At 36.2% G+C, this 15,296-nt stretch carries 11 protein-coding genes and 1 tRNA gene; 2 read left to right on the plus strand and 10 right to left on the minus strand.

The features are described from left to right. Positions 1–54: 54 nt before the first annotated feature. Positions 55–128: transfer RNA gene (locus tag HMPREF9144_RS01890), tRNA-Asn, on the minus strand. 395 nt (positions 129–523) lie between these two features. Between HMPREF9144_RS01890 and HMPREF9144_RS01895 the strand changes: the two genes are divergently transcribed. Then, on the plus strand, positions 524–2,437 hold the full coding sequence (locus HMPREF9144_RS01895) for a leucine-rich repeat domain-containing protein (RefSeq protein WP_006044122.1): 1,914 nt from the start codon (positions 524–526) through the stop codon (positions 2,435–2,437). A gap of 182 nt (positions 2,438–2,619) precedes the next feature. Here HMPREF9144_RS01895 and HMPREF9144_RS13470 read toward each other — a convergent pair whose 3' ends face one another. The 4 genes from HMPREF9144_RS13470 to HMPREF9144_RS01915 all read right to left on the minus strand — a co-directional run bounded on the left by HMPREF9144_RS13470 (position 2,620) and on the right by HMPREF9144_RS01915 (position 9,046). After that, a complete protein-coding gene (locus HMPREF9144_RS13470) occupies positions 2,620–2,775 on the minus strand; it encodes a hypothetical protein (protein WP_169310309.1) in 156 nt (51 codons plus the stop codon). A gap of 1,049 nt (positions 2,776–3,824) precedes the next feature. Beyond that, positions 3,825–6,842 carry a protein translocase subunit SecDF gene (gene secDF, locus HMPREF9144_RS01905; RefSeq protein WP_006044128.1) on the minus strand — a complete coding sequence of 1,006 codons (3,018 nt, stop codon included), beginning with the start codon at positions 6,840–6,842 and terminating at the stop codon, positions 3,825–3,827. 107 nt (positions 6,843–6,949) lie between these two features. After that, a complete protein-coding gene (locus tag HMPREF9144_RS01910) occupies positions 6,950–8,050 on the minus strand; it encodes an endonuclease/exonuclease/phosphatase family protein (RefSeq protein WP_006044129.1) in 1,101 nt (366 codons plus the stop codon). 36 nt (positions 8,051–8,086) lie between these two features. Then, on the minus strand, positions 8,087–9,046 hold the full coding sequence (locus HMPREF9144_RS01915; RefSeq protein WP_006044130.1) for a rhomboid family intramembrane serine protease: 960 nt from the start codon (positions 9,044–9,046) through the stop codon (positions 8,087–8,089). 502 nt (positions 9,047–9,548) lie between these two features. Between HMPREF9144_RS01915 and HMPREF9144_RS01920 the strand changes: the two genes are divergently transcribed. After that, the gene (locus HMPREF9144_RS01920; protein ID WP_006044132.1) at positions 9,549–9,824 is read left to right on the plus strand and encodes an HU family DNA-binding protein; all 276 of its coding nucleotides are present in this window, start codon (positions 9,549–9,551) and stop codon (positions 9,822–9,824) included. A 164-nt stretch (positions 9,825–9,988) separates the two neighbouring features. Here HMPREF9144_RS01920 and pdxT read toward each other — a convergent pair whose 3' ends face one another. The 5 genes from pdxT to HMPREF9144_RS01945 all read right to left on the minus strand — a co-directional run bounded on the left by pdxT (position 9,989) and on the right by HMPREF9144_RS01945 (position 15,290). Beyond that, the gene (gene pdxT, locus HMPREF9144_RS01925) at positions 9,989–10,561 is read right to left on the minus strand and encodes a pyridoxal 5'-phosphate synthase glutaminase subunit PdxT (protein ID WP_006044133.1); all 573 of its coding nucleotides are present in this window, start codon (positions 10,559–10,561) and stop codon (positions 9,989–9,991) included. Positions 10,562–10,572: 11 nt separating this feature from the next. Next, on the minus strand, positions 10,573–11,448 hold the full coding sequence (gene pdxS, locus HMPREF9144_RS01930) for a pyridoxal 5'-phosphate synthase lyase subunit PdxS (RefSeq protein ID WP_006044134.1): 876 nt from the start codon (positions 11,446–11,448) through the stop codon (positions 10,573–10,575). A gap of 605 nt (positions 11,449–12,053) precedes the next feature. Beyond that, complete coding sequence (sucD, locus tag HMPREF9144_RS01935; RefSeq protein WP_006044135.1) at positions 12,054–12,926, minus strand: succinate--CoA ligase subunit alpha; 873 nt, start codon at positions 12,924–12,926, stop codon at positions 12,054–12,056. A gap of 28 nt (positions 12,927–12,954) precedes the next feature. Next, positions 12,955–14,088 (minus strand): ADP-forming succinate--CoA ligase subunit beta, encoded by a 1,134-nt coding sequence (gene sucC / locus HMPREF9144_RS01940; RefSeq protein WP_006044136.1) that lies wholly within the window; start codon positions 14,086–14,088, stop codon positions 12,955–12,957. Positions 14,089–14,282: 194 nt separating this feature from the next. Continuing rightward, a complete protein-coding gene (locus HMPREF9144_RS01945) occupies positions 14,283–15,290 on the minus strand; it encodes a 2-oxoacid:ferredoxin oxidoreductase subunit beta (protein ID WP_040595359.1) in 1,008 nt (335 codons plus the stop codon). Between the last annotated feature and the right edge of the window lie 6 nt (positions 15,291–15,296).

The raw sequence follows: 15,296 nt of genomic DNA on the forward strand, positions 1-15,296 counted from the left end.
CTATAAATAAATGGTATAAAAAAACGAGAATAGTTAAAAACTATCCTCGTTTTGCGCTCCAGGATGGGCTTGAACCAACGACCCCCTGATTAACAGTCAGGTGCTCTAACCAACTGAGCTACTGAAGCAGAATTATTATTTCCTCTTAAGCGTGTGCAAAAGTACGACGTTTTTTTTTATCTACCAAATTTTTCTGCAAAAAAATAATGTTTTTTTTGTGGTTATAATAACAAGTGCCATAAAAGTACATATTTTTACACATTATATATGCAGTTTTGCAAAGTAAGAGAACAAAGAACAAAAAGCTATTTTGCACTCGAAAGCTGAAAATGCTACAAAAAGTATAAACGCAATGTATAAAGCAAACTACCTTATATTGTAACTGTGTGTGAGAAAATAGTGAACAGCGAAAAAAACTTTGTTTGCAAACCAATAATAAAATTAGAAACAGAATTACCATTTGTGTTTAATAAATTATATTTACCTTTGCGAGATAATCGCATAATAATTTAACAAATAATATATGAAAACAATTACTAATTTATTTCGTTCGGCTATATTTAGCCGCCTGTTGCTTGTAATTCTATTATTTATTGGAACAGAAAATGCAGTGGGGCAGACCACAACTGATGTTATTCGGTTAAAAACCGACAAAAACATTGGCGAAGAATTTAATATAGATATTGAAACTGCAAACAATAGTGCGTTTACTATTGAGGGACTAAACGGAAACGATGAAGATGGATATACGGTAAAATCGCAAACTATTGTGGTAAAAGGTAACATAGAGTCGATGACTTGCTATAAAAATAGCATTGTTCAAATAGATTTATCCGATTGCCACCAACTGAAAAAATTAGATTGTCGTGGCAACAAACTCACTACTTTAGATGTTTCTTCTGTTTATTCGCTGCAATGGTTGGCATGCAACGATAACAATTTGGCTACATTAAATACAGCCAATTTGAAACAACTTTCAGAACTATATTGCCACAACAACAAACTAACGAGCTTGCAAGTGGAAACAAACACAGCACTTACACAGTTGTATTGTGCAAACAACTCTATATCTGCGCTAAATGTTAGTAAAAACACAGAATTGCACGTTTTAATTTGCCACCAAAACAAACTAAACACAATTGATGTTAGCAACAATGCAGCACTAACACAACTATCGTGTGGCGAAAACAAAATAGAAAATCTTGATGTTTCGCACAATAGAGTGCTAAAAACATTGGGTTGCAACAACAATATGCTTAGTAAAATAGATGTAAGCAATAACCCAGAATTAGAGACTTTATTTGTCTACGAAAATGAACTTACTGCTTTAGACATTTCGCATAATAGTGCATTGCAACGCTTATCAATGGGAAACAACAAAATATCGGAGCTTAATTTAAATGCTAATCCACGAATTACACAGCTGAAATGTAAACAAAACCAATTAACTAATTTAGATTTAAGTAATCTTGAAAAACTATCTATTTTAGATTGTAGCAACAACCAACTAAATAGTTTAGACCTTACCAAAAATTCTGCCTTATCGTCATTGCGATGTGCAAACAACAATTTAAATTCTATTGATTTGCAAGCTAACAAACAACTTGTAACATTAGATGTTAGTGAGAACAATTTGGCAACACTTAATGTTACAAATAATAGTATTTTGGCAGAACTTTATTGCGCTAAAAATAATCTAACTGCAATAAACATAAAAGACAACACTGGTTTACGCATTTTAGACATAGAAAACAATAAAATAAAAACATTGGAAACATTGCCAAACACAATGCTAATGGGTATTGCATGTAGCAACAATGCTATAGAAACCCTAAACCTTTCTGCCAATGTGCGGTTAAAAGAACTTTATTGCAGAAACAATAAACTTACAAACTTGGACCTTACAAAGAATACGAAACTAAAAATGCTTCAGCTCGACCACAATTTGTTAGGCGATATTAGTTGGACCACACTAAATAAACTCTATTCGTTAAGTATTGTGGGAAATAAATTTTCAGGCGAATTGCTTACTCGTTTACTCGATTCGCTCCCCAAAGCACCAGAAGTTTCGCCCGAAGAACAAGATTCTTTGAAATGGGGTGTGGTTGATATTAGCGAAAATCCAGGAACATTGAATGCAAATACAATAAAAGCAACCGAAAATGGGTGGAAAGTTATAGCAAATTCTACTACAAAAATTAATGAAATACAAAATGCTGTAAACAACTATTTATATTATAACAGTTCCGAAACTACTATCTATAAATCGGCATTTGTAGCTAAAATAGTTTTATATTCAACAGACGGACGGTGCGTAGAACAATATAAAAATATTCAGGAACGAGTATCGTTACACAACATTCCATCTGGACATTACATTGTTGTAGCCTATAACCAAAGTGGAAAACAATTGGCAAGTATACATATTGTGCGCTAATTGTGTTTTCTGGTTATAAAATGTCTTACCTATTTTGGGTAAAACTAACGTAACAGCCTATTCGAATTTTATGGCTAATTTAGATTTAACGGCTGAATAGAACAAAAAAGCCCTCTCTACCTAAGGTAAAGAGGGCTTTTTTAGATATGTTATTTTCTTTGTTTACCTTCTGAAAAGTTTATTTATGATTTTTCTTCCATATCGTCCCAAATGTTATTTTGCTTTGCATCTCCTCCAGATTGACCTGAGTTAATAGAGCCTGCATTACCACTCGCATCTTTTAATAAAGATTCTGTCTTTATACATATTACACTACACTGAGGTTCTTTGTACGACATTCTTTTTATTACTTTCATATAATCTATTTTTATGGATACGTAGTTGTAATATCCTGGTTATCTATTTTGTTTTTGTTTGTTATTCTCGTACTATGTTTATATTACTTTTCCTTTACACCTTTTTTAGTATATATGAAAATATAGCAAAAAAGTCTAATTTAAAGACACTTGCCCAAAAAGAGTTCGTACAAACAATATTGTGGTGATACGAACAGAATGAATAAAAGTATTTATTATCTGCATTTGCGGAAGTATATAATTTTTTTGAATCCATTATTAAATTTGCTATTGCTCTAAGATTCTTTTCAGAAAGTTCTTTTTTATTATCTCCATTAAAAAACATCGAAGCAAAGTAGCATTCTGTATGCAATATATATATAATTGGGTTATATTAAGTTCTCTTTTCTGCCCATATAAATTAATTGCTTTATTGATTGGGTACAAAATTAACAATATTAATTAAATAGAAAAATTAGAATAATAAAATATCATATAATTCAGTAATAATTGATGTTAATCAAAGAAAACAATCCGCTATATAGGGAATAGTCAATCTTTACATCTATAGAGAGTTTGCAAATAATTTGGTAATAGAGTGTTTGTAGTTCTTTTGTTGTTATGAAATGAATAGCAAATATCAGCTCCACTTATATTATTCTATTGGCTGGAAATTGGCTGTACACGTAATAAATGGAGAAACAATTAAGCCAGTATTCCACAAAGTTCTGTTTTGTTGTTGAGTAGATGGATTGAAATAATAACGAAGGTGTAGCAGACTATAGCAAATGAGAATGGTAAGCAATATGATTGGCATAAATATGAGAGCTATAAAGAAGTTCCAATATAGTATTAACACATTATGACGATGTTATTGCCAAATGAATTATTTGGGCTGAACATTGAAATGTATGATTGAAACGCTATTTTTTGGCTTCGCAAGACTATATTTCTTTTGTGAACGAAATAAGCTTTTTATAAATGGATATAAAAAAAATAGCAGTTGCTTTTATATTGCAACTGCTATTTTTAAAAGATTTATTCTGTTTACTTTATTCTTTTTCTGACTTATTTTTTAGACGGTTCTCAGCCTTCTTGCCCAATACTAAGTAAGCTACTGGAGATGCAATGAAGATAGAAGATAAAGTACCAAAGAATACACCAAGTATCATTGCGAATGCAAAACTACGGATACTATCGCCACCAAGTATAAATATTGACAACAATACGATTAATGTTGAGAACGACGTATTAATTGTACGAGTCAATGTTTGATTGATAGAATCGTTGAATAATGTTTGGTAATCTTGCTTTGGATGTAGCTTCATATTCTCGCGGATACGGTCGAATACCACCACTTTATCGTTGATAGAGTAACCAATCACGGTAAGAATAGCACCAATAAATGTCTGGTCTATTTCAAGAGAGAACCCTATCCAACCATAGCAGACAGAGTAGAAACCTATCACTACTAATGTATCAAGTGCCAACGCAACTACAGAACCTACAGAGAAACCAAGGTTGCGGAAGCGTGCCAAGATATAAATAAAGATGAATATCAACGCTAAAGCAACACTTCGAATAGCTCCATGTGTGATATCTTTCGCTACTGAAGGACCTACTTTCGAAGAACTGATAATAGAACCACCCTCACGAATATCTGGATTCTTAAAGCTATCTACATTTGCCTGACTTACGAAACCACCCTTCTTCAATGCATTGTAGAGCACTGTTTCTGCATGATCGTCTTCAGCAGGATCGTTAGATTCGATGTTATAGTTGGTAGAAACACGAATGGTGTTACCTTCTGTACCCAATGCAATTACAGTTGTTGTTGCTGGTTTACCTGCATTTTCGCCAATGGTATTCACGAATGCGTTACCCAAAATCTTACGAACGTCCTCTACATGGACTTTCTTATTAAGGGTGATGACGTAGTTGCGACCACCAGTAAAGTCGATACTCTTGCTCAAACCTCTTACAAAGAAGATACTTACAAGGAAACCTACAGCAACAATTGCAGAAATTGTAAATGTTGTCTTGTAAAGACTCATAAACTTAATGTTTACATTCTGCATCAAGTTCTTGCTGATAGAAGTATAGAACTTTTGATTTAACCACTTGTCTTTCTTCAAACGATTCTCGTAAACAAGACGTGTTAGGAACACAGCTGTGAAGAACGAGCAAACAATACCAATAATCCAAGTTGTAGCGAAACCACGAATAGGACCAGTTCCCGTTACAAGAAGAATGATACCAGTAATGAGTGATGTGAAGTTAGAGTCGAAAATAGCAGAGAAAGCATTACTATAACCAGCTTGCAATGCATCTTTTATGCCTTTTCCAGCTCGCATTTCTTCTTTTATACGTTCATAAATAAGTACGTTTGCATCGACCGCAGTACCAAGTGTAAGTACGATACCCGCAATACCAGGCATAGTAAGTGCCGACTGGAATGATGCCAGAATACCTAATGTGAAGAATAAGTTGGCAAGCAATGCACAGTTAGCTAACATACCAGGAATAACATCGTACATTATAACCATATAGATCATCAAGAGTACGAAAGCAATTGCAAACGACCAAAGACCTTGTTGGATTGATTGTGCACCAAGTGTAGGACCAACAACCTCTTCTTGTACAATACGTGCAGGAGCAGGCATACGACCAGACTTTAAAGTATTAGCCAAGTCTTTTGTATCTTCAATGGTGAATGAACCAGAAATTGATGATGATCCACCTGTAATTTCTGAATTGATGCGTGGTGCCGTATAAACAAGTCCATCAAGCACAATAGCTACAGCCTTACCAAGATTTGCTTTTGTAATAGCAGCCCATTGACGAGCACCATCAGAATTCATTGTCATACTAACTTCTGGACGTCCGTATTGGTCAAACTGGTCTTTAGCATCTGTAATTACATCGCCTTCTAATGGTGCACGACCATCAGATGTTGTAACTTTAAGCGCATGGAGTTCAAATATATTCTTTTGTTTTAAGCCATCAGCAGGTTTTGCACTCCAACGGAGACGTAAGTCGCTAGGAAGAACTTGTTGTGCTAATTTGCTATAGATAATCTTATTTACGGCAGCAGTATCACGAACGCTTGCATAACCAACAACACTCAATGCGTCGCCAGGGGTAAGTTGCAGAATAGAAAGTAATGGATGTTCCTTTCTTGCGGCAGCCATCTGTGCATTACTACCTATGTTCTCGCCAATATTGTCGTCTTTTAGCGAAAGTTTAGTTGTGGTTTTCTTTTCTGTAACTTGCTTTTTGTTTGTAGCGTTTGTTACAGAATCTTTAGTTTCAGCCTTTGTTTCACCATTTGCCAAACGCTGATCAAGTTGTGTTAAGTAAGGTGCAATCTCTTGATTATTGTATGTTTCCCAAAATTCGAGGTTTGCAGAGCCTTGTAATAACTTACGCATACGCTCAGGTTCACGTATACCAGGCATTTCCACCATTAGGCGTCCTTCTTGTCCTTCGAGTTTTTGAATGTTTGGTTGAACTACACCAAATTGATCGATACGATTACGAACGACATTGTAAGAGTTATCGATAGAAGCAGCAACTTCTTCGCGTAGAGCTTTCTCAACTTCTTTGTCGGAACTTTGTGTACTAACTTTCCCTTTCAATTGCTGTGTTGCAAATATCTCTGCAAGTTTTCTTCCTGGAGCAATTTTGTGGAAATTGTCGACGAAAAGTGTTATAAAGTCGCTCTGACTTGTAGCTTCTTGTGCTTTAGCTTCCTTCATTGCTTTTTGGTAAGCTGCATCGGTCTTATGGTCTGCAAGTACATCTACTACATCAGGTACAGAAATCTCGAGGATAACATTCATACCACCTTTCAAGTCAAGACCCAAACCAATTTGTGTCTCTAAACACTTTTGGTACGGATAAATGCCCAAATACTTTACAGAATCCTTGTAATCCTGTCGTGCAATAGGGTCTTTAATCTTCGCAGCTTGTCCATCATAGTAGCTTGTTGCTACAGAGAAAGACAAGTAGAAAATGCTTGCGAGCGTCAGCAAGACGGCAACACAAATTACTAATCCTTTGTTTTGCATTTTATTTATTTATTTTTAATTATTTCCTTTTCAGGGATAGATAGACGTGCAAAGATAGTTATTTTTTTCACATTTCGGAAAATTTAAGCGCTTTTATTCGCTTCCTTTTAATATTTTGGACGATATTTTAGCCATACATATATAGGATAATGATCGGAAGTAGGTATTTTATCATCAACTTTTGCACCGTATGCTTCAAAGTCGTTTGAGCAAAAAATATTATCTATGCGTACATACATTCCACTTCGATGGTACGATATACCTGGCCCATTCCCACTAGCTATGTAAGCATCTGTTAGTTGCTTCGCAATAGTATTATGGGTGTAACTGATTGGATTATCATTGAAATCACCACATAGAATTACAGGTATTTTCTTTTTCAAGTATCTCTCAACATAAGTAGCTACGGCTTCTGCTTGTGGTGCTCGTATGATGGCAGCTTCACCAAGTTTATCTAAAATGCGTTTACTTTCCATCTTCGTGTTTCTTCCTTCAAATGGCGAACGCACCATTTCTTTATATCCTCGCTTATCAGCTTCGCTCAAATGGTTACTCTCAAAATGGTTGTTGACTACTAATATTTCTTGATTATTATAATTTATAATGTAGGCGTAGCTTATGTTTCCTTCCGATTTATACATTATTCGTTCTTTTTTTACGATAGGATAATGGCTCAACAACATCATGTGTTGATGTCCCGGAGCTGGCATACTCACAAAATCGTGATAAGGATAAGCCTTTGCAAGAGTGTTGTAAATATAATCTCGTTGTTTACCATAGGCGTCTGTCTCTTGTAAGCAGACTATATCTGCGTTGCTTTTTATAATGTAATCGACTATAGGATTATAACTCTGTGGTTCAAAATCCCATAACGAGAACATAAATACATTATAAGATAGTACTTTTATAGACCTTACAGGGGGTTCTTTCTTTATGTTAAGTGGAATGTATTTACGAATGGGTGCATAACAAATGATGAGTCCTAATAAAGGTAGCCAAACTCTTTTTGGACGTGCTATCACCCAAAATATAATAAACAGTACATTAATTGCCAACACAATAGGAAACCCTAATCCAAAGTTTGCTAACCATGGGTGAGCAATTGGTTGTAGTTTATCTACATTTCCAATAAGGAATAGAAGAATGATTGCAACGATATTGGCAACCGAGACAAGTTTATAGACAATGTCTTTAACCTTGTAGAGCATATCTTTCTAGTAGTTTTCTTCCTTTTTATAGATGTTTTACTGTTTGTTACTATCAAAAAGTTTCTGCTTTTCGTCTTTTGTTAAGCTATCGTATCCACTTTTTCTTATTTTATCAAGTATACTATCAATTTCTTCTTGTTCCTTTTTCTTACGTGCATTGTAGTCCCAATCATTTTCTGTACGTTGTGTTTGCTGTGAAGATGATGTATTTGCTCGATAATTATAATCATTTGTCTGTTGATTATCTCTTCCAGAACGGTGAGATCTATTCTCCCAATTATGGCGCATATTATCGAAGAATTGATGTCCTTTGTCCATTCCAAAGGTCCCTCCAGAATAAGGGTGTTTACGCCAATAACGAATAAGTAAGAATCCAAATAGCATACCTCCGAGATGTGCTAAGTGTGCAACTCCGTCGTTGGTAGTACTCATTGCAGAGAAAAGCTCCATGGCAATAGAACCCATAATAATCCATTTTGCTTTCAAAGGAATTGGTATTGGAATAATAAACATACGTTCGTTTGGGAATGTAAGTCCGAATGCTAATAGCACACCATATACTGCTCCCGATGCGCCTACGGTTGTCCAAAGGTTTAAATAGTTTTCCATTGGTATTCGTCCCATTTCGGTAGCCAAATATTGGTATCTATTTAAGCCTTCTGCCATATAGTTTGCATATTGTGCTAATTCCTGGCATAATCCAGCACCAATACCAGTTATAATATAATAAAGTAAGAACTTCTTTGGTCCCCACACATTTTCCATCACCATACCAAACATCCACAGCATAAACATATTCATAAGAATGTGCATAAAACTGCCATGCATAAACATATAAGTTATAATTTGCCAAAGATGGAAATCGTTGGCAAGAAAGAAATGAAGTCCTAAGATGTTGTTAAGATCAATACCCATTCTGCTAAGCATAATACCAGCAATAAAAGCTAATATATTAAGAATGAGTAAGTTTTTTGTAACTGTTGGTATATTGCGCATATTCTATGTTTTGTTTTTTTCTTATTATTTTAATGTCTTATAGGTGCTAATTATAACGGGCGATACTTACTTATGTTGTGCATTGATGCTTCTGTAATGTATATCCTTTTAATTCCTGAGTATATGATTAATTATACTGGTTATTGAAATCTAAGGAATCTGGGTGAAACAGTAATAAGCACTTCTTCTGTCTGGGTAGTAAATAACTCTATTCACCTCACCCTTATACCTTTCTATGTTATGCGAAGCAAAGCATTTACCAATATTTCTGTTTTCGTAAAAGAATGTATCGTAAGTCTTAAACTTCTAATTATTTCCATAAAACACTTGCAAAAATACGAATTTTTCTGCATTCTTAGCAAGAAATAGCGTAACAACGCTCTTTTTTTAGGCTAAAGTTTAGATTTCTTTGCCTTTTTGTTTGTTTTATGAAACTAAACAAGTATATTTGCAAAGACGTTAGAACAGTTTTTATAAAATATTAAACAATAATTCAAAGATTATGAACAAAACAGAATTAATCGAAAGAATCGCAGCTGGAGCGGGCTTAAGCAAGGCTGACTCAAAAAAAGCATTGGACGCAATGACTGCCGCTATTAAAGATGCACTCGTAGCTGGTGATAAAGTACAGCTCGTGGGCTTTGGTACTTACTCTGTAACAGAACGCCCTGCACACGAAGGTATTAATCCTTCTACAAAACAGAAAATACAAATCGCTGCTAAGAAAGTTGCTAAATTTAAACCAGGAGCTGAACTTGCTGATGCTGTAAATGCATAAAGCGAATTGTTAGAAAGATACTATAAAGGCGACTTCTTTTAAAGAGGCCGCCTTTGTTATTGTTAGTCAATTCAATTGCTTATTTGAAGACTAAAAACATCTGTTGAAATTCAAACTGCTATTTCTCAAATTTGTATGAGATAGTTTAAAAAACATTTTTTCTCTTATTTCAGCATCTTGGCAAATAGTTCGTGAACACGAGTATCTGTCCCTAATTCGGGGTGAAAAGCTGTAACAAGCTGTTTTCCTTGCTGTGCAGCTACAATGTGTCCGTCTACTTCGGCAAGCACTTCTACTCCTTCACCCACATTTTCTATGTAAGGTGCTCGTATAAAAGTCATTGGAATGGGGGCTTCTATACCTTTCATTTGTGCATTAACAGAAAAGCTTCCCATTTGTCTGCCGTATGCATTACGACAAGTTTTAATATTCATTGTTGCAAAACGTGCATACGAACTCTTTGCATTTTCTACTTCTTTCGATAGCAATATGAGCCCTGCGCACGTGCCGTAAACAGGCAATCCGCTTTCTATATCTTTCTTTATCGGTTCAAATAAGTTTAGTTCGTGCAGCAATTTTAGCATTACTGTGCTTTCTCCACCAGGAATAATCAAACCATCTTTAGGTTTGTTCCAGTCAGCCAACTGGCGCACTTCAAAAGTTTCGTGCCCCAGTTGCTGCATCATTTTTGCGTGTTCGGCAAATGCTCCTTGCAGAGCTAATATGGCAATTTTCATATATTGTTGAATTATTTGCCACGTTCTGCCATTAGAACAGCTATTTCGTTTTCGTTTATTCCTACCATTGCTTCACCGAGGTCTTCGCTCAATTCTGCAAGCATTTTAGCATCGTTGTAGTTTGTAACAGCTTGTACAATGGCACGAGCACGTTTTTCTGGATTGCCAGATTTAAAAATTCCAGAGCCAACAAACACTCCTTCAGCGCCTAATTGCATCATAAGAGCTGCATCAGCAGGAGTTGCTACACCTCCTGCAGCGAAGTTTACAACTGGAAGTTTGCCGTTATCGTGAACGTATTTCACTAATTCGTATGGTGCACGGAGCTGTTTTGCAGCCTCGTATAGTTCATCTTCACCAAGCGATGTAAGACGACGCATTTCTGTTTGTATCATACGCATGTGGCGTACTGCCTGAATAATGTCGCCTGTGCCTGGTTCGCCTTTTGTGCGAATCATTGTTGCTCCTTCGGCAATACGGCGTAATGCTTCGCCAAGGTCTTTAGCGCCACAAACAAAAGGTACATCAAACTTATCTTTATCAATATGATAAACATCGTCGGCTGGCGAAAGTACTTCGCTTTCGTCTATATAATCTATTTCAATAGCTTGAAGAATTTGTGCTTCAACAAAATGGCCAATACGAACTTTTGCCATTACTGGAATGCTAACTGCCTCTTGAATGCCACGAATCATCTTAGGATCGCTCATACGAGATACACCACCAGCAGCGCGGATATCGGCTGGAATACGTTCTAATGCCATTACTGCGCATGCTCCAGCAGCTTCGGCTATACGAGCTTGTTCAGGTGTTGTAACGTCCATAATAACACCGCCTTTAAGCATTTGTGCTAAATTCCGATTTAGTTCTCTTCTGTTTTCTTTCATAGTTTTATATTTCTTATTATTTGTTTTAAATTCTGTGTATATCTAAATACGCCAACAAAGTTATATTTTTTTATAGCGTTTGCCAAATGTTCATTCCTTTATAGTAAATAATTATATACGAATAGGAAAAAGAATGCAGAAATGTTATAGTTATTATATACATATTGTATATATGTTTTATGACTTTTCCCGACTGTAAAAGACTGCTATTAGATGTAAACGTAAACTCTATTGAAAGCAATAGTAGTGTTTATTTATAAATTAAATAGAATGTCTTAGATGCGTAGAAAAGGTGAGTAGATACAGTTACTTTTGTCTCAGATATCTGTAACAGTTCTTTCAGATATCTGTAACGTTTCTTTCAGACGTCTGTAACGTTTGTTTTAGATATCTGTCAGTTGCGTTGTAGATATCTGGTATTCGCAGCTTATATTTCATAACAAGCTACAACTTTATAATCTCCCTATTTCTCAGAACATTACAACCATTCTTTGCTATGCTCTTATTGTGTACGGATTGAAGTAAAAACAAAAGGTATGTCCATTATTAAATAGACATACCTTCGGTTTAATGTTATTATCAAATGAGAATTGAAGCGGTGTTACTTATTTTCCTAACTTCTGTTTTAGTAGTATAGGAATCTCGTGTGTTTCGCGCGCAACAGGGATACCTGCTGCCTCGAATGCTGCAACTTTTTCTGCGGCAGTACCAGAACTGCTTGAAATGATGGCTCCAGCATGTCCCATTTGTTTGCCTTTAGGTGCTTCTCTACCAGAAATAAAGGCAACAACAGGTTTTGTAACATATTGTTTAATATATTCTGCAGCACGTTCTTCAGCATCGCCACCTATTTCTCCAATGATAGCAATACTGTCTGTTTCAGGATCGTTTTGGAACATTTCGAGCAATTCTTGGAAATAGAGACCAACAATTGGGTCGCCACCAACACCGATAGCCGATGATTGTCCGAGTCCTTCGGCTGTAAGTGCTGCTACAACCTGATAAGTTAAAGTTCCTGAGCGGCTGATAACGCCTGTATGTCCTTTCTTGAAAATATTTGTTGGCATAATACCAACCATACTTTCTCCTGGAGATATTAATCCAGGGCAGTTAGGTCCAATAAGCTGTGCACCTTTAATCTGGATATAGCGATATGCTTCAACAACATCGAGTGTAGGTACACCTTCAGTAATACATATAATTAGTTTAATACCAGCATCGGCAGCTTCGAGCATTGCATCTTTTGCAAAAGCAGCAGGAACGAAGATAACTGATGTGTTAGCGTTGGTTGCTTCAACAGCATCGCGAACAGTGTTGAACACCGGAATACCTGCGACCTCTTGTCCAGCCTTACCAGGCGATGTGCCACCTACCACGTTAGTACCATATTCTTTCATCTTTGTAGCGTGGAAGCTACCATCGCGACCAGTAATACCTTGTACTATAAGGCGTGTATCTTTATTAATTAAAATACTCATTTTTCTTGATGTTTTAAAGTAAAATAAATTATTTACAGAGGTCTACTGCCATGTGTCCTGCCTCGCTCATAGTTGTAGCAACATGGAACTTTGTACCTTTTAGCAATTCTCTTCCTTCGGCTTCGTTGGTTCCTGTCAGTCTAATAACGATAGGCATATCAGTCTCAATTAGTTTGAAAGCTTCTATCAAACCTTTTGCCACATCATCGCAACGGGTTATACCACCAAAGATATTAATGAGAACAACTTTCACATGTTTGTCTGAAAGAAGAAGTTTCATAGCTTCAACTATCTTTGTTGGATTAGAACTTCCACCTATATCAAGGAAGTTAGCAGGATTACCACCATAGAGTTTTATCATATCCATAGTAGCCATAGCAAGCCCTGCACCGTTTACCATGCAACCAATCTCTCCTCCAAGGTTTACATAACTGAAGCCTTTGTTTTTTGCCTCTTGTTCTTTTTTCTCTTCTTCAGTAGGTTCAAAAAGCTCAAACACGTCAGGATGACGGAAAAGCGCATTGTTGTCAAATGTCATCTTTGCGTCTACTGCTGATAGTTTGTCATCTCCAGTAATAACAAGTGGGTTGATTTCTACTAACGATGCATCTTTCTCTACAAATAATCGATATAGATTTTTAAACAAAGGAACAGCCTGGTTTACATATTTCTTGTCGTCAAAGAGTTTGAAAGCTATTTCACGAGCTTTGTAATCTTGTAGTCCCACTACAGGGTCTATAGCTATTTTGGCAATCTTCTCAGGTGTCTCTTTTGCTACAGCTTCAATATCCATACCGCCTTCACGGCTAATCATAAATATAGCAGATTTTGTTTGGCGATCTGGAAGAATACTAACGTAATATTCTGATTTAATATCAACAGCTGCACAAAGAAGGATTCGGTCCACAATGAAGCCTTTTATATCCATACCGAGGATATTGCTAGCGTGTGTACGTATCTCTTCAGCGTTTTTGCCTAACTTTACACCACCAGCCTTACCACGGCCACCTGTGTGTACTTGTGCTTTAACAACGGCTAATTCTACACCTAAATTTTTGTATGCTTCTACGGCTTCATCTGGTGTTCGGCAGACTACTCCACGCTCTACAGGAACTCCATAGCTAGCAAAAAACTCTTTTGCTTGATATTCATGAACTTTCATAGCAAATGTAATTAGTTATACTTTTATTTTATTTTTATTATTTTGGGGAGGTATAAAACACTCTATTTTGTTGCAATTGTGTTGAATATGAATTGCAAATAGGGTTATAAGCATATATAGTTATGTAAGTAGTAATGCAAAATTCTGTCTAAATGAACAATGTATTAAATACTTCTATAGCTTAACATCTATTTTTACTTAACTTCCCAAATGTCGTTAGTTTCGAGTAGCTCTGCAAAATTATGGTAAGGCTTCTTTGCTTTTACCTCTTCTATTTGCTCCCAAACAGCATTATCGTAAGTTGGAGCCTCAACATCGCGAATTATTCCCAATGCTATTGGAAATCCTTCTTTCGTGTCCATCATAGCTAACTTCAGTTGTAGCGTATCATCTTCGCAGTGGGCATCGTGTACAAGTATATTATCTATAGTGTACCCGTCTTCTCCTAACTTAACAATTTTCAAACCGAAGCCTTCCTGAACCAGTCCAAATTCATTGTCTGCACCGAATACTAATGGTTTGCCATGCTCTAAATAGATAGCATTTGTTTTGCGTCCTTCTTTATTATATACGGCATCATGACAACCTTCGTTAAAGATAACACAGTTCTGAAGTATCTCGCAAACTGCAGCACCTTTATGTTGCTGGGCTGCTTTTAGTACAGCAATAGTTCCTTGTGCATCTGTAGCAACAGTACGTGCGAAGAACTTTCCACGTGCACCAAAGCAAAGCTCAGCAGGACGGAATGGGTCTTCTACTGTACCATAAGGACTTGATTTTGAAACGAAACCACGTGGACTAGTAGGCGAATACTGTCCTTTTGTTAAACCATAGATACGGTTATTGAGAAGAATTATGTTAATATCGACGTTTCTTCTCATTGCATGAATGAAATGATTACCACCGATTGCTAATCCATCGCCATCTCCAGAAACCTGCCATACAGTTAATTTTGGGTTTGCAACCTTTAGTCCTGTTGCTATTGCAGCAGCACGACCATGAATAGTTTGCATAGCATAGGTGCTTACATAGTAAGGAAGACGACTTGAGCAACCAATTCCAGAGATTACTGCAGTTTCGTATGGAGGTACTCCTAACTCTGCCATTGCTTTGTGTAAACTGGATAAAAAGAAATGGTCTCCACAACCAGGGCACCATCTTGGCTGTCCTTTTTTAAAATCTTTATCTGTATATTGACTCATTTTATT

Origin of the sequence: Prevotella pallens ATCC 700821 (genome assembly GCF_000220255.1) — a bacterium.
GTDB classification, from domain to species: domain Bacteria; phylum Bacteroidota; class Bacteroidia; order Bacteroidales; family Bacteroidaceae; genus Prevotella; species Prevotella pallens.